This window comes from Psychrobacillus psychrotolerans, from assembly GCF_900115805.1.
In the GTDB taxonomy this organism is placed as follows: Bacteria; Bacillota; Bacilli; order Bacillales_A; family Planococcaceae; genus Psychrobacillus; species Psychrobacillus psychrotolerans.
The window spans coordinates 204,231-223,263 of the sequence record NZ_FOXU01000002.1 but is presented as its reverse complement, the minus strand read 5'-3'; the positions used below and the strand labels follow the sequence as shown (position 1 = coordinate 223,263).

Below are 19,033 nucleotides of genomic sequence, written 5' to 3'. Positions count from 1 at the left end.
TATAGCAACACTAATAGAGCACCCTTGCCAGGAATGGTAAGGGTGTTTTTTTGTGGATTTTAAAATGGGGTTGTTCTGGGGTTGAAAATTCAAATAAACCATCAAGTTAAGGGAAGAAGAAAAGCGGTTTTACGCAGGATTGGTAGATATGTGTCCAGTCGATATATGGACTTACTAAAATAACGCTAAAACACTCATTCGACAATCACGGAGGAGTGTTTTTTATAGAAGGATAGCAACTATAAGCATCTAAACCCACGCAAGTGTGCTTGAAAGCTCCTATCATAGCCAAAAGAAACCTTGCACAGAGCGGTACGTTTAGGTAGGTTGGGAAAACTTTAACAAACCTTAATGAGCAGTTCAAAACACTTCATTTGACAATAATTTTCGATTTATGATATCATTATCTCGAATTAAAGATTTATTAATTAGAGATATAAAAGTCAAAATCAAATAGAGGATCTTTTTCTTAATTATCTCTACTTTTGATTATTTTAAGAAACTATAGGGAAAAGTAAAGCTATTACTTAGAAAAATATTCACTAAATATATGGTGAATAAAAACGGTATTAGTTTAGTAATACTTGCTACTAAGGTGGTGAAAAATAAATTGGGTTTTTTAAGTAAACTATTTGGAACGCAGGAACCACAACAAGAGGAGGAAAAAACAATGACAAAATTAAATATAGGTATCATTTTAGGATCAACACGTGAGGGACGCGTTAGTCCACAAGTAGGGGCATGGGTAAAAGAATTAGCTGATAAACGTGGAGATGCAAACTATACAATTATTGATATTGCAGAATATAAACTACCACTTTTAGGTGAAGCAGGCGGCGATGCATCAGGTGCAGCAGCATGGTCAGAAATTATTGCAAAACAAGACGGATTCGTATTTATCGTTCAAGAATACAATCACTCAATCACAGGAGCACTTAAAAATGCTTTAGATTATTTACGTGAAGAGTGGAATAACAAAGCAGCAGGGATCGTATCTTATGGTTCAGTTGGGGGAGCTCGTGCAACTGAACATTTACGTGGCATTTTAAGTGAATTATTAGTAGCGCATGTACGTGTACATCCAGCATTATCATTATTTACAGATTTTGAAAATGGTACAGACTTCAAACCAGCTGCGGTACAAGCAGATTCAGTAAACCAAATGCTAGATCAAGTTATCCCTTGGACAACAGCATTAAATACAATTCGTAAATAATTATTGTAAAACGATAAATCATAAAATGTACATGTTCGCATGTGCATTTTATAATTTACCAAATAAATTTTGTGCAAAACGATATCAAATAGATTGAAAGTTTTGCTCAGAACTTATTCCCATTAAGTGCTTGCAACCAGCTAATAGAGGAGTTGAAACTATTGATTTCGATTGATCCCAAACAAAATAGTGAGCGAGAGAATTATAAACTTTTAATAGGTTCTATTATTCCTAGGCCCATTGCTTTCGTTACTACACAATCTGGTGGTGGAATTGTTAATGGAGCACCATTTAGTTATTTCAATATTGTTTCGTCCAACCCGCCGATGGTGTCATTAGCTATCCAAAGACCAAGTGGTCGAGTAAAAGATACTGCTCGCAATATTTATGATAACCAACAATTTGTTGTCCATATTGTCGATGATGAGAATGTAGCGAAAATCAATGAAACAGCAGCTTCATTGCCTGCTTCAGAAAGTGAAATTGAATTAGCGAATCTAACTTTGGTAGCAAGCGATAATGTTAAGGTACCGGGCATAATGGAAGCAAAGGTTCGAATGGAGTGCAGGCTAATACAAGCAATTCCTCTAGGTGGAGAAGAACCTAGTAGTGATTTATTCATAGGGGAAGTAGTTCAGTTTCATATTGATGAAGGAATATATGAAGATGGAAAGGTAGATCCCAAAAGTTTAAATGCTGTCAGTCGTTTAGCAGGAACTAACTATGCGACAATTGGTAAAATATTTTCTCTTGAAAGACCTAAATAGTGAATTTCCTTATGTACTGTAATAACACTCTTGCCAATGATGGTGAGAGTGTTTTTTATATGAATCGACCAGCTGTTGAATGAATTATTAAATACTTTACAAATGCAGTAAAATGATATTTAATTAATTAGGCTAACTAACTAGTTTTATAATATGAAGGAGGATACTCATCTGAACTCGATGTTTGCTAAATTTAAAATACTGCAAAGACCCTATGCGAATGGTTTACAGCAAGTGTTAGGCCCATATCAAATGTCGGAAGCCCAATGGGGATTAATAAGATATATTTCTGAGGTTGGACCTGCGACAAATTCAGAAATCGCCCTCTACTGGAGTGTCGAGAAGCCATCTGTAACAGCGCTTGCTCAGAAACTTATTGACCAACATCTAATATATGTTGTTTACGGTACCGATAAACGAAAAAAAGTGATGCATTTAACAGAGGAAGGCATAGTTAAATATCAGCAATTAAAGAAAGTAGTACATGCTTTTCAAGCTTCCCTTTTAGTAGATATCACGGAGGAAGAGTGTGAGGTAGTGGAAAAGGTATTAGAAAAATTGCAGCAAAATTTTAGGAAGTAGTGGTAGTTTATGAACAAGGAAAAACTTTGGACAAAGGATTTTATAATCGTTTCAACTATAAATTTTTTAGCGACATTAGTATATTTTTTACTACTTGTAACAATCGCATCTTATGCAAAATCGGAATTTGAGGCATCCACCAGTACGGCAGGCTTAGTATCTAGTATTTTTATTATAGGTTCATTAATAGGGAGACTTGGTGCTGGACGTTTCATCGGAATAAAAGGACCGACTAATATATTGTGGGTAGGTCTATCTTTCTTTACTATTACTTCCTTATTTTACTTTTTAGCAAACAGTATCCCGCTACTATTAGTTAACCGTTTAGCACAAGGGGTTGCCGTTGGAATTATAGGTACAGCTACCGGTACCATTGTGGCTCATATATTGCCGAGAGCCCGTAAAGGAGAAGGAATTGGCTATTTTAGTCTAAGCGCTGTACTAGCTACTGCGATTGGTCCTTTTATAGGGATTCTACTATTGAAGATGGAAAATGGATTCACAATCATGTTCACGATGAACCTTGCTTTGTCTATCCTCTGTATATTATTTTTGGCAGCTGTGAAACTAAAATTAGCTCCAATTAAACAACCAGAGAAAACAGAAGTTAAAAGCTCCATTTTATCTCAATTTATAGAACCGAAGGCAGTGCCTATTTCATTTGTGGCATTAATTATTGGGTTTAGTTATTCGGGGGTTATGACATTTTTGTCATTCTATGCAGAGTCCATTAATCTAGTTAGTGTTGCTAGTTATTTCTTTTTAGTGTATGCAATTGTTATAATTATTTCTCGTCCCTTTACAGGTAAACTAATGGATACTAAAGGTGCGAACATAATCGTATACCCATGTATTGTTCTATTTGCTATTGGCATGCTGTTGTTTAGCCAGGCTTCAGCAGGGTGGATGTTACTCCTTGCAGCCGCATTTATAGGTATTGGTTATGGTAACTTTAATTCTGTGGCGCAAACAATAGCGGTTAAAGTAACAGAGCCCCATCGTTTTGGTTTGGCTACTGCAACTTATTTTATTTTATTTGATATTGGTTTAGGGGTAGGACCATATATTTTAGGTTTTATTGTACCTAACACTGGATACCGTACAATCTTTGTAGCAATGGTTGCGGTGATTGTTATTTGTATTCCCGTTTACTATTTATTACACGGAAGAAAAGATAGAGAATTGATGAAGATAGTATAAGTTTTTGTTACAAAAAGCATTAACTAGAAAACGCCTAACGTACAATTCGTTAGGCGTTTCGCTATTTTTTAATATACTCAATCGTTTAGTTTACATTCTAACTTTCCATTTCCATGGATTTTTTTCAGTAGTAAACTTTCAATAGGAAAGATAAATGTCCAAGGCATGCTGTTTCTTGGTTTAATAACTACCTGAGGAATAGTGAAAATATGTTCTGCAACAACTGTTTCGTTTTCCTGGTAGGTAAGTTTTTGATGTCGAAAAGTATGTGGTGTATCTGTAAAGTTGTGAATAAGAACAGTGATCAATACCTCACCTTTATAATTCATGGCTTCCCAAATGGGTACCAATTGTATACTCTCTTCACCTATTTTACTGCTAACTTGAAAAATATCGGTTATCAGTTTTCTATCATTGATAGCAATGGCCTTCTCCCATGATGCCTCAAATTGTAAACTTTGCAAATTCAAAACTCCTCCATTTAATATCATCTTCCTTAACCATACCAATAAATTTAATAGAATAATATCGTTCATTTTGAGCTGAAATAACCTCATAGTTATTCGACAATTTGGCAACTTTAATTAGTGTTATAACTTAAGGACTACTAGTTTATAGTGGTTTATGAGTATATTGTACTTTCAAATTAAATGTATTCAATAAAAAACGAAAAACACTGTAGATGTTGGTTTAAATGACGGTTATATAAAATAATAATGATAATAAAGACCTATTATTAAACAATGTTAGAAATGAGGGGACTTGCCCATTTTTTGCGACCGGGTACAATTGTTTATTTATTTAAAATGAAAAAAAAGTGGCGTAAAAAAACAAAAAGTTACCAATTCAATCGCCATATGGTTAAAAGTGGATTATAAAAGTGTTTTTTAGAATATTAAACTTGCAAAGTAATTACTATTAGCCTAGTGAAAAAATACTAAAAATAGTTTATTTTTATCATTTTGCAATATTCGGATTATTTATGTCAGAATTCGACATTATTTAAGTTTGTATTACTTTATTGTTGTATATACACCAAGAGAAATTTATATTGTCACCATTGATTCTATTTACCAAAATTTATTGGGAAGGAGGAGAGGGTGTTTTTTTGTGGGCTTTTGTTAGTTCAGTTGGTAAAAAAATCTTAATAAAATTCAGGGAGGAATGAAGTTGAGGAAGAAAAAGAGTCAAACTAAAGTTCTTAGTGTTGTTGCTAGTGTACTAATGACGTTTTCACTTGTTGCACCAAATGTAGTTAGTGCTGAAACGGCAAGCAAACTTCATCAATCGTTCAGGGATTCAAATTCCAATTCTATTTCTGCGAAGGACAAGCTAAACAGTCGATTACTTGAAAGTTTCAAAAGCGATGACAAAGTTACATTTCTAATAAAATTCAAGGAAAAATCAGATTCTTTACAAGTTGCTAGGGAAGCTAAGGAAAGAGCGGAAAAAGCAAATTTATCATCACATAATACCAAGCTTATTCAACGATCGGCAGTTGTATCAGAATTGAAGTCTACTTCCTTAGAATCTCAGCAAACTGTTACAGAATTTCTGGAGCAAGAAGTTGCTAAGGGAAATGCAAAGGATGTTGAGTCATACTATATAGTAAACGGAATGTCTGTTACAGCAACTCAGGAAGTTGCTGAAAAATTGGCTACATTCCAAGAAGTAGAAAAAATCTTACCAAATGAAACTCGTCAGTTATTTACTACAAAAACAGAGAACGCAGTCGTTCCAAAGGCAGAAACGGCTAATATAGAGTGGAATGTAGAGCGTGTTAAAGCTCCAGAAGTTTGGGAGATGGGCATAGACGGAGCAGGAACTGTTGTAGCTAGTATTGATACAGGTGTGCAATGGGACCATCCTGCGTTGAAAGAAAAATATCGTGGCTTCAACAAGGCAAGTGGAGCAGTTTCTCATGACTTCAACTGGTTTGATGCAACAGCAGGTCGCGCTACTCCATATGATGACCAAGGGCATGGGACTCATGTGACAGGAACTATGGTTGGTAGTGAACCTAATGGTGCGAACCAAATTGGGGTAGCTCCAGGAGCAAAATATATCGCTGTTAAAGCATTTACTGCAAGTGGTGGATCAGATACTGATTTACTCGAAGCAGCGGAGTGGATTCTAGCTCCAACAGATGCAGCAGGCAATACACGAGTGGATATGGCTCCAGATGTAGTGAATAACTCATGGGGTGGCGGAGCAGGACTTGATGAATGGTACCGTGATGTCGTGATCAATTGGCGTGCAGCAGAAATTTTCCCGGAATTTTCTGCGGGTAATACTACTCTAACAAATCCTGGTGGAGCAGGTTCTGTAGCAGCACCTGCAAACTATCCAGAATCATTTGCAACAGGAGCGACTGATATTAATAATGCAGTAGCAAATTTCTCGTTACGTGGACCTTCTCCGTATGCAGAGATTAAACCAGATGTCTCTGCACCTGGTGTAAATATTCGTTCATCTGTACCAGGTGGGGTTTATGAAGGTGGATGGAATGGTACATCGATGGCAGGACCAGCAGTAGCCGGTGTAGCAGCTTTGCTTAGACAAGTGGATGCTGACATAACTGTGAATGAGATGGAAGAGATTCTGCTTAATACAGCAAACCCATTAACAGATTCTGTATATACAGCAGTTCCGAATCATGGATACGGATATGGATTAGTAGATGCATATGAAGCAGTAGGATCTATTATTACAGGTCTTGGAACATTAAAAGGACAGGTTTCAAAAGAAGGCGATGATACAGAGGGTCCAGTATTTGAACATACTGCTCCGGCTGAGACGTATGAGGGAATGGCTTTACCTCTAACAATATCAGTTACTGATAATATCAGTGTTTCATCAGTTAACTTAAACTATAAAGATGGAAGCGGCGCATGGCAATCAATTGAAGCGGGGCGCACATCTGGAGACTATACGGATGGTGAATACACTGTAGTAGTACCTGGAGAAGTTATAACAGGGGAAACATTTACGTACAAATGGACGATAAATGATTTCGGTAACAATGAGGTAGTTAGTGAAGAATATGGAATCCAAGTTAACCCTGGTATAACAGTTGGTTATTCCCAAGATTTTGAAGCTACACCTGTTGGTTGGACTTCTTTTGGGGAGAAGAATAGCTGGGAATGGGGTATTCCAACAGTAGGTCCTGATGGAGCTTCATCGGGAGAAAAAGTGTACGCTACTAACTTAGACGGAGCATATGAGAGTTCTATGAATGCTACACTCGTTATGCCTCCAGTAGATTTACCAGAAGGAAACTCATACCTACAATTCAAACAATGGCACGAGTTTGAACAATCTTCAGCAGGAAGAGCTTGGGATTATGGTCATGTGTTTATCTCTACAGATCAAGTTGAATGGACACAACTTTTAATGATCCAAGGTACATCTAATGGTTGGATCGACGCAGAGGTTGACTTGACAGACTATGCAGGTCAGCGAGTATACATTGGTTTTAACGCTTTCTCAGACGGAAGTGTTGTAAAAAATGGTTGGTATTTAGATGATGTTGTTTTACAGGATACTTCTCAAACAGGAAAAGTATCAAAAGGTGCAAATAAAGGTAATAACGGCAATAAAGCAGGTAATAGTGGAAATAAAGCAAACAAAGATAATAATAAAGAAACGGATAAAAAATCTTTGAAAGAAGCAATTGACCCTAAAACGATTAAACCTATAGTGCCTACTAAAATAGCACCACCAGTAGTAGAGACAATTGTTAATCCGACACTTCTACCATTAGGTGCTCAAGTAAGCGTCTTAGAATCTGGTCGCTCGGTTTATTCGAACCCGGCAGATGGTACGTATTCGCTTATGCATGGCGCAGGGACATTTACAGCTAAAGCAGAGTCTTACGGATTTGAATCTGAAGAAAAATCTGTAACGATCGAAGCAGATGGCACTTCAACTGCTAACTTTACTTTATCGGAAATTGAAGAAAATACGATAAGTGGCGTAATCACTGATCAATCGACGGGAGAGGGAATTGAAGGAGCAACGATTATCCTTGTAGAAGATGCAAACGTAACTCCAGTAGTAACAGATGCATCTGGTAATTACTCTCTAACTGCTTACGAAGGAGACTACACAATAAAGATAATTGCTCGTGGGTACCATAGCCAAGAAGTTTCAATTACAATTGGTCCTGATGCAACTACACAAAATGTGGCTCTAGAACCCTTCTACACATATCCTGGTGGAGAAATTGGATATGATGACGGAACAGCAGAAAATGCCCGCGCTTTCAATGCAGCAGGAAATGCTTGGGCTGTGAAGATGTCAATGCCTGAAGGGAAAGAGAACGGGATTGTGACAGATGGTGTTTTCCGATTCTGGGATACAGCATGGCCAAACCCAGGTGGAACGGCATTTGCAGTAGAAGTTTGGGATGCTACTGGGGTAGATGGTACACCAGGGAAAAAACTAGCAGGTCCTATAGATGCAACAGCACTTCGTAATGGTGAGTGGACTGTAGTAGATCTTACAGAACATAATATTACGGTAAATGGTGACTTCTTCATGGTGTACGTTCAAACTTTTGCAAATCCAAATACACCTGGTCTTGCAACAGACGAAAATGGAGTAAATGCAGGAAGAAGTTATCAAGGAGTATCTGGAGCATGGTCCCCTTCTCCAGCAGAAGAAGGGAATTATATGATTCGTGCCCGTGTTAGTTATGAAGTTGTTGGTCCAATTATTACATCACCAGAGACTGGTTTAGTAACAAATGAAACGCAGTTTACTGTACAAGGAACTGCTTCACCAACAACTACAATTGAGTTAACACAAAACGGAGAAGATGCAGGCTCAGTAATTGTTGACGAGGCTGGTAAATTCTCTATAGAAACGGAACTGACGGAAGGATCAAATGAATTTGTAGCAGTTTCAGTACTAGATGGTCGAGTAACTGGTCAATCTGAGCCTGCCACTGTTGTTCTTGATACACTAAAACCTGTATTGACTATCGATAGCCCGATTGACGGAGAAAAAACGAATCGTGAAACTGTAACAGTACAAGGTACTATTGCGGATGAGAACCTAGATTTCGTTCATGTTAACGGTCAAGCTGCGGCGGTTTCGAATGGAAAATACTCTAAACGGATTCTTCTAGATGAAGGTGTCAATGAAATTCTAGTAGAGGCTAGTGACAAAGCGGGGAATAGTGAAAAGAAAAAAGTCACTGTTACAGCAGACTATAATGCCCCAGAAATTACAAATCTGAAGCCAGAAAATGATCTTTATTTGGCAACAGGTAGAAGCGTTAAAATTGAATTTGACAGCAGCCCTGGATTAAAACCTTCGTTTGTGATCCATATGCCATTAACTAATGTAGGACAAGTGACTAATGCAACTGAGCTACCTATGATGGAGCAAGGCAATGGACATTACGTTGGATATTGGACAGTGCCTGCGGATACTGTTGCGAATGGAGCAGTTGTCGAAGTGAAAGTGGTAGATGAATTCGCAAATGAAACAAGACAAAAAGCGACAGGTAAACTATTTGTCAATGTTCCTGCACCTGCGGGACAGTCCCAAGAAACTGAGACAGAAGTAAAGAAAGATGAACCGGTTCAAGATTCAAAAGAATAAATTTAGCAAAGGTGCCAAAGGGGAAAGTTCCTCTTTGGCATCTTTTTGCTTAGTAAAAGATACTTGTCTTTTCACTGATGGAAGGTTTTACTTTTCTTTTGCATATGATGGCTTAAAGGGGTGTAAAAGTGAAGGATTTTGTTAATGTGTTGTTAAATTTTCTACCACCCACCGCATCTATCCTTGAGTTGTCCGGACTGCCTAATAGTCCCGCGGTGTTGTTGGCTGATATCGATAATGACCAAATCAATGAATTAATTGGTGCCTATAAGTATAAAGATCAAAATTACTTAGTGATTTTAAAAAATGTGGATAACCAGTGGCTACCTTTAATACATATAAAAGGAAGTGGATATGGTATTTCAAGTTTAATGGCGGCACCGATTACAACTAATTGGGTGAATACACTTATTGTTGGCTGGCAAATAGGTAGCGAATGGTCCAAGTTAGATTTACTACAATGGATGGATGGAGGCATTATTCAATTGCCCACTTCGAATATAGCTTATAGTAAGTTAGAAGTAGAAGACATGCCTGGTCTATACGGTCCTGATGGTCAATATGAACTTGCGATATGGATACATGATACAGGCGAAGCCTACAAAGTAGATGTATATCGTTTTGAAGAAAACCAACTAGTTTTAGCTAAGGATGTATATCCATATTATTTTAAAAGGGTAGAAAGTTATTATGAAAGACTACTAAAATCTAATGATTTCTCCTACTATTGGTATTATTTAGCGGAAGCTCAAAAGAAGTCAGGGGATTTCGAGCAGTTTATGATTTCTATTGATAAGGCTCTATCTTTCAGTGAGCCGTACCCTTCACTCGAGTCTTTGTTAAATATGAGGAAGCAAGTGTTAGAGCATATGCAAAATAGTAGGAATAATAATGATGAAATTATTGTGTATTCTAGAGGGGACTTAACTGGGAATGGATTTTTGGACACTGTTTACTTAACTGGAGAAAAAACGGAAGGAAGCCCCTTTTGGCAGAACATCACTTTGAACGTTTTGTATCAACATGAAAATACGTTAGAAAGAATTTATTTAAATCAAAATGTTGGGTATAACCCCACCATTTTTCTTGGAGATTTTACTGGTGATCAAGTGGATGACATTTTAGTTGTTATTGATACTGGAGGAAGTGGAGGGACAATTTATGCATATGTCTTTTCTTTTACGGATGGGAGTATGCAACAAGTATTTGACGTAGAAGATTTTAACGAAACCTCCAAGTTTCAAGTGCTTTATGAAAATTACTACAAAGTTAAAGTAATTAGCTCTAATCCAAACAAGCAATACGTATTAGATTTAGCATATAAAGGAGAAGAATATTTATCGGAAATCTATGATGGAAATGGAATTTTAAAGGAACCAATTGAGGGGTGGGTTGACCCTGTTGGTGGATTGTACCCGATCGACTTTGCCAGGGACGGTACGTATGAACTGATGGCTTTTCAAGAAATTGCAGGAAGATACCATGCTGATGCAATTGGATATGTTCAAACAGTATTAAAATGGGATGGACAAAAATTTATAGTGGAGAGGCAGAATGTTGCCATCTTTGGAGAGAACTTGTCTATCAAATAGTGAAAGTAAATATAATAAAGGTCGATTTTCTAAGTTAATAGAAAATCGACCTTTACAAAATTTATATGAATTTTTCAGATGCTAATATTATTGTGCAGTTAATCCGCCGTCAATAATGAATTCTGACCCTGTTGAGTAGCTAGACTCATCAGAAGCTAAGAATAGTACCATGTTTGAAACTTCTTCTGGTTGCGCCACGCGTTTTAAAGGAATGTGTTTAGCAAATTCTTCTACAGCTGCTTTTGTATCTTCTTGAACAACCATAGGTGTAGCGATAACTCCTGGATGTACAGAGTTTACGCGGATTCCCATTGGGGCTAAGTTTATCGCAGCTGCTTTCGTCATACCACGAACTGCAAATTTTGTATCAGTGTAACCTACAGCACCGGCAACTAAACCATTCATTGAAGATATGTTGATGATTGAACCTCCACCAGTTTTCATCATTGAAGTTGCTGCAGTTTTCATACCCAAGAATACTGAGACTTGGTTAATGTCTACGATACGACGATATTCCTCAACTGTAATATCAAGCATATTTTTCGCCATTGTAATACCAGCGTTGTTTACTAATACGTTTACTGGACCGAAAGCTTCTTCCGTTTTTGCAATAACTGTTGTCCAATCTTCTTCTGATGTTACATTATGTTTAATGAAAAGGGCATTTTCACCTAATTCGGTAGCAAGTGCATTTCCTTTTTCCTCATTTAAATCTGTTAAAACAACCTTTGCACCATGCTCAATGAATAATTTTGCATGTGCTGCACCCATGCCTTGTGCTGCTCCTGTAATAACTGCTACTTTACCTGATAAACGACTCATATAAAATGCCTCCTAAGATAGATTGATATAATGTGATAGTTGACTATCATGTTTTACACTTTCTAGTAAACAGTTTTTTTATGACAATGTCAATCAATCCGTCCGTTTTAGTTATGCCTCAATATAGCGTAAAAATACATCCTTCATCATTGCAAGCTGCTTGTCCGAAGAAAGCAATGACGAAAGACTGGTACCATGCTTCGTTAAGCTAGATTTAAACGAAAATAAGCTGAAATTTTGCACCATTGTCAAGATAAATACATCCAAATCCACGTCCGATCTTAATGAGCCATCTCGCTGCCCCTGTTCACCTAATGTGAATAAAATGCCGGCTAATCTGCCTCTTGCAGATAAGTACTCCGCGTATTGCTCTGGCGATTCCTCTGCAATTTTCTCATATAAATCATAGGACTCGAAAAATTTTGCTAAGCGCAATTGTGGGTCGTTTGTCATTTCAATATAATAATCCAAAATTTGATCGATCTTTTCATATGCCGTCACAGTCTGCTCGATAATCTTTCCAATATCCGAGGCCATTTCATCTGTAATCGCATTCGTTGCCGCAATCATTAAATACTCTTTTTTGGGAAAATAGCGAAATAACGTCGCAATCCCTATATTAGCGGCTGTAGCCACATCTTGCATTTGTATTGTTTTTACACCGTGTTCCAAAAATAATTCCTTTGCAATCTGAATAATGTTTTGACGGCGTTGTTGTTTCTGTTGTTCTCGTTTACTCATATTCGTCACTCCACCTGTTCTTCATCCATTGATTGTAACATGTTTGATAGCTATCAACTTATATTCGTATCGTAGTATAGCATCAAGAAATTGCTGAAATGCAGTCATTAATATTGGATTTTTTATAGCCTAAAACTTTGGATAATACTATATGAAGGAAGTTTGTTACATTGATTGAAATATATCATTTATGTATTCAATGGCAAACAGTATTACAAATAGGGGAAGTTTATATAAATGAATAAGAGAGGAGGTGCCTATAAAATTTGGTCATCTCCTCTTTTTATTTCAATTATTCATTAAAATTGGTTTGCAAAAGTACCCCAATTTTCTACCTTGTTTAAGGGAGGGAATATGGATTGGAAGTGAACTATTATGGAGGAATTATTTAACGTAGGATATGAATGGAAAAGCCTCCTATCTCCATATCTGATTGCTTGAATGGCGAATGGTAATTCACGTCTGTATATGTCATTTCGTTTTGCTGCAACAGTCTGAGTAAATTGTCCATCTATATCCAAATCCACATATACATTATATACATAGGAACCTCCATGTTTAGTCCATTTACCGAGTACTTCATCTCTCATAAAGGTAATTTTATCGCGGGAAAATTTTAATCCAATTGTTAAAAAAAGGTCCGCAGTTATATCAGAATATGTCAGTGTGTGCCTCCTAAGATTTATGGGACCTGTAGAGGTAACTCCATCTCTGAACTCAACATAAAGTTTATCGGGGTTAAAAAGACTCAAGCAACCACTTCCTAATACTTTTTTCTTGATATTATGATATTTCTTCATCGTTAATACGTGGATATTTTTTTGTGTCATTGAACGTGGGGCATAATGAAGTTACTTGGCGGTAACAAAAGTAGCAGGAGCTACGAACTAAAGCATCGTTAAGTGATGAACTTGTAGTAAAGACATGGACCTTTTAGAAACATTTAAAATACACTTATGCAATTCAGGTGAAATATATCCTTTCATAAGAAAAACACACCGCATGGCGGTGTGTTTTTTCTTAGAGATAGTACTCTCTTATTTATTTTCCATTATTTTAGAGCGAATAATGAAGGACATATCATTTGAGCTTTCTAGTGAAAACGAATTTCCCATACCATTTTGCACGTCAATGACAATTTGGAGATGTTGCCAGTAAGAAGAGTTTGAAGCATGCATAAAATATGGTACGTTCATAACTTCACCTATTTTTTCATCTCGGCTACCAAGATAAAAGTCACCCTCTGTCATACAGATTGGTGAAGTCCCATCACAGCAACCTTCTGAATGAACAAATATAAGTTTGCCATGTTGTTTCTGTAGTTGCGTAATTAAGTCTTGAGCTGCAGTTGTCGCAATGACTTTTTCCATTTTAGAAGAAGCCCATTGATCCTTTATTGTAACCAACTAAAATACATTTAGTTTGTTGGTAATGAGATAGCATCATTAAGTGGTTTTCACGGCCGATACCGGATTGTTTGTAACCACCGAATGCAGCATGTGCAGGGTATTGGTGGTATGTGTTAGTCCAAACGCGACCAGCCTGTACAGCGCGACCTGCACGATAAGCAGTTTCGCCACTACGTGACCATACACCAGCGCCTAAGCCGTATACTGTATCATTTGCAATTTCCATTGCATCGTCAAAGTCTTTGAATGTTGTCACAGCTAGAACTGGACCAAATATTTCTTCTTGGAAGATACGCATTTTGTTATTACCTTTGAATACAGTCGGTGCTACATAGTAACCTTCTGCTTGATCGCCGTCTAATTTGTTTTGGTAACCGCCGATTAGTAATTCTGCGCCTTCTTGTTGACCAATTTCAATATAAGAAAGGATTTTATCCATTTGTTGTTTAGAAGCTTGTGCACCCATCATTGTTTCAGTGTCTAGTGGGTTACCAATTTTGATTGCTTTTACGCGTTCTAATACTTTTTCCATGAATTTTTCGTAGATGGATTCATGTATTAATGCACGTGAAGGAGCTGTACAAATTTCACCTGAGTTAAGAGCGAATAATACGAAGCCTTCAATTGCTTTGTCTAAGTACTCATCATCTGCATCCATTACGTCTTGGAAGAAGATATTTGGTGATTTACCACCAAGCTCTAACGTTACAGGAATGATATTTTCTGTTGCATATTGCATAATAGAGCGTCCTACAGCAGTTGAGCCAGTGAATGCAATTTTAGCAATACGTGGATTTGATGCAAGTGGTTTCCCAACTTCTAAACCTGTTCCTTGAACGATGTTGAATACACCTTTTGGTAAAAGATCTTGGATTAACTCGATTAATACACACATAGAAGCTGGTGTTTGTTCAGCAGGCTTCATTACGATACAGTTCCCTGCAGCTAAAGCCGGTGCGATTTTCCATGCAGCCATAAGTAATGGGAAGTTCCAAGGAATAATTTGACCAACTACTCCTAGTGGTTCGCTGTAGTGATATGCTACAGTATCGCCGTCGATTTCACTAATACCGCCTTCTTGTGCACGAATAACTCCTGCGAAATAACGGAAGTGATCAACTATTAAAGGAACGTCAGCATTTAATGTTTCACGTACAGCTTTACCATTGTCCCAAGTTTCAGCAACAGCAATTGTTTCAAGGTTTGCTTCAATACGATCTGCAATTTTATTTAAAATTTGTGAACGGTAAGAAACAGTAGTTTTACCCCAAGCATCTTTTGCAGCGTGTGCAGCATCTAGTGCTAGCTCAACATCCTCTGCAGTAGAGCGTGGTACTGATGTAAATACTTTGCCCGTTACTGGAGATATAACTTCAAGGTATTGTCCTTTAACTGGAGCAACCCATTCTCCACCAATGAAATTTTGATATTGTTCTTTAAAGTTTACTAAAGAACCTTCAGTATTTGGATTTGCATATATCATAATATAGTGCCTCCTAAGATGTGTTTTTGTCATGTAATTAACACGTAGTTAGCTAAAAGAAATTCACTACTATATTAGTATACTACTATATTTTTTTAAGAGCCTCTTTTTCAATTTTCGATAAATAGACACATCTAAATAATCTGAGTTAGCCATTTATATTAAAAGTGAATAATTAGTTATGCCGGTGAGCGTTCTTCTCGCCACACTGGTGAACACCAGAAGTTTAGAGTTATGAGCCCGAGCAAGTGGTCTATCCGCTCGCAAGCGAGGTACATACGCCCATCCCTGGGTCCTATCCGCCCATAGCTTTTTTAAAGTGAATTCTTTATACTTATTTTCCGTTCACAAAAATGACAAAAATAATTGACAACTTTGTGAACGTATTGGATAATATAAGTATAAAGGGGTGTTACAATATGGAATCTTACGTAAAAATGTTGCACGCTACTAAATTGGTCGGAGCTACTTTACTTACAATCGGAATTGCTATTTTTATATATGGATCATTAATAAGTGAGTTTAGTACAGTTATGGGCATTGGAATTGGCGTTGTCATGGGAGCAGTTTTTATCTTTTTAATCGGAATGATATTAGTGGCTTCTGAAGAAATGATTTTGAATTCGAGTAAATATAAAAAAGAGAGCGTTTAGTATAACGCTCTCTTTTGTTTTAATTAGTAAGCTACAAAAAAGGGGGATCCAGACTCTAGAGTCTAGATCCTCCTTTTTACTTTTCAAATACTTACATATCCCAAACCAATACAAGTAGCGTACCGAAGATAGTGAATAAAGCGATGATCAAAGCATAGTAAATATTAATGTAAATTGATCCTTTATCCTTGGTTTCTCCAGCATGCATGAAGACAACGACCTGTAATCCTGCTTGAACGAAAGCAGTTATTAGTAGCACAGTCATGCCCATAGTGTAGGACATGTCAGTAAAGTAAACCAAAAGTGCAACTGCAGTCAGTACGATTGAAAATGCAAAGCCCATTACTTGTTTAACAGGGAATAATTCTTTCATATTACATCATTCCTTTCAAGTAGATGAAGCTGAAGATGAAGATCCAAATGATATCAAGGAAATGCCAGTATAGAGAGAAAATAAATGATTTGTTGGCTGTTTCGGGAGTTAAGCCACGTTTTTTAATCTGGATTAGTATAAATAATCCCCAGAATAATCCCAAAGTTACATGTAAACCATGTGTTCCCAGAGTTGTTAGTAGAGCTGCAGTGAATGCACTAGTTTGAAGCCCAGCCCCAACATGTACATAATGGGTGAACTCATAAATCTCTACTCCTAGGAAAGCAGCTCCTAATATCAATGTAATGATAAAGAATCCCATTGTTGCTTTTTTCTTATTTAACCGCATAGCGTGAATACCAAGACCAATAGTAAAACTACTAGTCAAAAGTAAAATAGTTTCGATTAATACTGGTGTAATTTCAAAAATTTCAGCACCGGATGGTCCATTACCAATACGATTTTCTAATGTGAAATATGCAGTGAAGAGTGTTGCGAATAGCATAATTTCAGCACCGATGAAGATCCAAAATCCTAGTATTTTCAGGTTATTTTCTTCCGTACTATATTCAAGTGGAAGCGAGTTATCTACCTTCATTTTTTAGCACCTCGCAATCTTGTTTCCGTTTCTTTAATTTCTTCTACAGATATATATCTTCCGTGATCTTGCTCGAATGAACGGTAAACTAAACAAGCTAATATACCGATTAAGGAGACAATTACCACTGGCCATATACTAAATACCATAGCGAACCCAAATACAAAGAACATACAACTCATGATAAATGGTAAACCACTATTATTTGGCATATGAATCTTTTCTATCTCGCCTTTAAATAACTCATGACCGTTTTTCTTAGAATCCCAGAATGCTTGTGTAGAAGCAACCTGTGGTGTAATTGCAAAGTTATACTCTGGTATTGGGGTATGCGTCGACCATTCAAGTGAACGTGCATCCCAAGGATCATTACCGATATCTCTAGGTGAATAACGAATACTATAGTAAATATTATAAACAAGTAGAACAAAGGCAATTGCCATAATTGCAGCACCGCCAAATGAAACCATGTTCAGTAGACTAAAACCAGTCGATTCAGAGTACGTATACATACGACGTGCCTGACCATCTAAGCCAGTAATATACATTGGTATAAAGGCTAATACAAAGCCAATTGTAAGTAACCAAGCAGTCCATTTACCAAGTCTCTCATTCAACATAAAGCCAAAGATTTTTGGCCAATAGAATGTCATACCAGCCAGCATAGCGTAAACTACTCCAGGAATAATTACGTTATGGAAGTGGGCCACTAAGAACATCGTATTGTGATATTGATAGTCAGCTGCTGACATCGCAAGCATTACACCGGTAACTCCCCCTAATGTGAAGAGTGGAATAAAGAGCACCGAATAGAGCATTGGTGTTGTAAATTCGATTTTCCCTTTCCATAAGGTGAATAACCAGTTAAATATTTTAACACCGGTTGGAATAGCAATCGCCATCGTTGTAATAGAGAATATACTGTTTGCAAATGGTCCTTGACCCATTGTAAAGAAATGGTGAGCCCAAACGACGAAAGAAAGGACTGAAATAACGACCATTGATGCAACCATCGATTTATATCCGTACAGGTTACGTCGTGCAAATGTTGGAATGATTTCACTGTAAAGACCAAATGCAGGCAATATTAAAATGTATACCTCCGGATGACCCCAAACCCAGAATAGGTTAGCCCAAAGCATATCCATACCACCATTATCGGTAGTGAAGAAATTTGTGCCAAACAATCTATCCATCGTTCCCATTGCTAATAATACTGTTAAGACAGGGAAAGCAAAAACGATAATAACGTTTGCTATGAAAGCTGACCATGTGAACATTGGCATCTTCATAAGAGTCATGCCGGGTGCTCTCATTTTTAATATCGTTGTTATAAAGTTAATACCAGTCATTAGTGTACCGATACCAGCTATTTGAATAGCAATCATGTAATAGTTCGTCCCAACAGACGTACTAAACTCATTACCTGCTAGTGGGAAGTAGGATGTCCATCCTGCATCAGGTGAACCACCTATTATAAATGACAGGTTGAATAATCCCATACCCATAAAGAATAACCAAAAACTTAACGCATTTAAGCGTGGAAATGCAACATCTCGTGCTCCAATTTGTAGTGGAACAAGAAAGTTAAAGAAAAATATAATGAACGGCATAGCCATAAATAGGATCATTACAATTCCGTGCGTTGTGAAGACCTCATTATAATGTTGTGAATCTAAAAATGTATTTTCAGGCATAGAAAGTTGATAACGCATCATAATTCCATCTACGCCACCGCGGAATAGCATAAGTAATGCGGTTAATAAATACATGATACCAATTCGTTTATGGTCAACAGTAGTTATCCATTCACGCCATAGGTATCCCCATTTCTTGAAGTAGGTTATTCCTACAACAATCGCAAGCATAGTTAGTCCGATACCAACCATGGAAGCGTATATTAAAAAGCTTGGATGTGGTACTGCAAAACGATCAAAGAAATCCATACTTTTTGTAACTCCTTTCAAAAAAATAGTGTGTATTCATC

Annotated in this window: 16 protein-coding genes; 7 read left to right on the top strand and 9 right to left on the bottom strand. The window is 37.1% G+C overall.

The window, feature by feature from the left end:
* Window positions 1-610: 610 nt before the first annotated feature.
* The 4 genes from BM260_RS06160 (at window position 611) to BM260_RS06145 (ending at window position 3,765) form a co-directional block, all read left to right on the top strand.
* Window positions 611-1,216, top strand: coding sequence for an NADPH-dependent FMN reductase (locus tag BM260_RS06160; RefSeq protein WP_093536156.1), 606 nt, complete (start codon window positions 611-613; stop codon window positions 1,214-1,216).
* A gap of 161 nt (window positions 1,217-1,377) precedes the next feature.
* On the top strand, window positions 1,378-1,983 hold the full coding sequence (locus BM260_RS06155; protein WP_093536154.1) for a flavin reductase family protein: 606 nt from the start codon (window positions 1,378-1,380) through the stop codon (window positions 1,981-1,983).
* Window positions 1,984-2,163: 180 nt separating this feature from the next.
* Window positions 2,164-2,565 (top strand): MarR family transcriptional regulator, encoded by a 402-nt coding sequence (locus BM260_RS06150; RefSeq protein WP_093536152.1) that lies wholly within the window; start codon window positions 2,164-2,166, stop codon window positions 2,563-2,565.
* A gap of 9 nt (window positions 2,566-2,574) precedes the next feature.
* Window positions 2,575-3,765 (top strand): MFS transporter, encoded by a 1,191-nt coding sequence (locus BM260_RS06145; RefSeq protein WP_093536150.1) that lies wholly within the window; start codon window positions 2,575-2,577, stop codon window positions 3,763-3,765.
* Window positions 3,766-3,842: 77 nt separating this feature from the next.
* Here BM260_RS06145 and BM260_RS06140 read toward each other — a convergent pair whose 3' ends face one another.
* On the bottom strand, window positions 3,843-4,229 hold the full coding sequence (locus BM260_RS06140; protein WP_175496214.1) for an SLAP domain-containing protein: 387 nt from the start codon (window positions 4,227-4,229) through the stop codon (window positions 3,843-3,845).
* Window positions 4,230-4,929: 700 nt separating this feature from the next.
* Here BM260_RS06140 and BM260_RS06135 point away from each other — a divergent pair.
* A complete protein-coding gene (locus BM260_RS06135) occupies window positions 4,930-9,375 on the top strand; it encodes a S8 family peptidase (RefSeq protein WP_093536146.1) in 4,446 nt (1,481 codons plus the stop codon).
* 128 nt (window positions 9,376-9,503) lie between these two features.
* Window positions 9,504-10,967: a hypothetical protein gene (locus BM260_RS18645; protein ID WP_245762647.1), complete on the top strand. Its 1,464-nt coding sequence runs from the start codon at window positions 9,504-9,506 to the stop codon at window positions 10,965-10,967.
* Window positions 10,968-11,054: 87 nt separating this feature from the next.
* On the opposite strand, the gene BM260_RS06125 is transcribed toward BM260_RS18645, so the two are convergent.
* The 5 genes from BM260_RS06125 to exaC form a co-directional block, all read right to left on the bottom strand.
* Window positions 11,055-11,789: a glucose 1-dehydrogenase gene (locus tag BM260_RS06125; protein WP_093536144.1), complete on the bottom strand. Its 735-nt coding sequence runs from the start codon at window positions 11,787-11,789 to the stop codon at window positions 11,055-11,057.
* A gap of 111 nt (window positions 11,790-11,900) precedes the next feature.
* Window positions 11,901-12,530 carry a TetR/AcrR family transcriptional regulator gene (locus BM260_RS06120; protein WP_093536142.1) on the bottom strand — a complete coding sequence of 210 codons (630 nt, stop codon included), beginning with the start codon at window positions 12,528-12,530 and terminating at the stop codon, window positions 11,901-11,903.
* Window positions 12,531-12,829: 299 nt separating this feature from the next.
* Window positions 12,830-13,330, bottom strand: a complete 501-nt coding sequence (locus BM260_RS06115; protein ID WP_245762646.1) for a staygreen family protein — start codon at window positions 13,328-13,330, stop codon at window positions 12,830-12,832.
* Window positions 13,331-13,567: 237 nt separating this feature from the next.
* Window positions 13,568-13,900, bottom strand: coding sequence for a DUF779 domain-containing protein (locus BM260_RS06110; RefSeq protein WP_093536138.1), 333 nt, complete (start codon window positions 13,898-13,900; stop codon window positions 13,568-13,570).
* Window position 13,901: 1 nt separating this feature from the next.
* The gene (gene exaC / locus BM260_RS06105; RefSeq protein WP_093536136.1) at window positions 13,902-15,422 is read right to left on the bottom strand and encodes an acetaldehyde dehydrogenase ExaC; all 1,521 of its coding nucleotides are present in this window, start codon (window positions 15,420-15,422) and stop codon (window positions 13,902-13,904) included.
* A 419-nt stretch (window positions 15,423-15,841) separates the two neighbouring features.
* On the opposite strand from exaC, the gene BM260_RS06100 reads away from it, so the two are divergent.
* Window positions 15,842-16,075: a hypothetical protein gene (locus tag BM260_RS06100; RefSeq protein ID WP_093536134.1), complete on the top strand. Its 234-nt coding sequence runs from the start codon at window positions 15,842-15,844 to the stop codon at window positions 16,073-16,075.
* A 91-nt stretch (window positions 16,076-16,166) separates the two neighbouring features.
* On the opposite strand, the gene qoxD is transcribed toward BM260_RS06100, so the two are convergent.
* From qoxD to qoxB, 3 genes are read right to left on the bottom strand one after another with little or no spacing between them, the layout of a single operon-like run.
* Window positions 16,167-16,448, bottom strand: coding sequence for a cytochrome aa3 quinol oxidase subunit IV (gene qoxD / locus BM260_RS06095; protein ID WP_093536132.1), 282 nt, complete (start codon window positions 16,446-16,448; stop codon window positions 16,167-16,169).
* Between the two features lies 1 nt (window position 16,449).
* Window positions 16,450-17,046, bottom strand: coding sequence for a cytochrome aa3 quinol oxidase subunit III (qoxC, locus tag BM260_RS06090; RefSeq protein WP_093536130.1), 597 nt, complete (start codon window positions 17,044-17,046; stop codon window positions 16,450-16,452).
* Window positions 17,043-18,992 carry a cytochrome aa3 quinol oxidase subunit I gene (gene qoxB, locus BM260_RS06085; protein WP_093536128.1) on the bottom strand — a complete coding sequence of 650 codons (1,950 nt, stop codon included), beginning with the start codon at window positions 18,990-18,992 and terminating at the stop codon, window positions 17,043-17,045. Before qoxB ends, qoxC begins: the two co-directional genes overlap by 4 nt.
* Window positions 18,993-19,033: the final 41 nt, after the last annotated feature.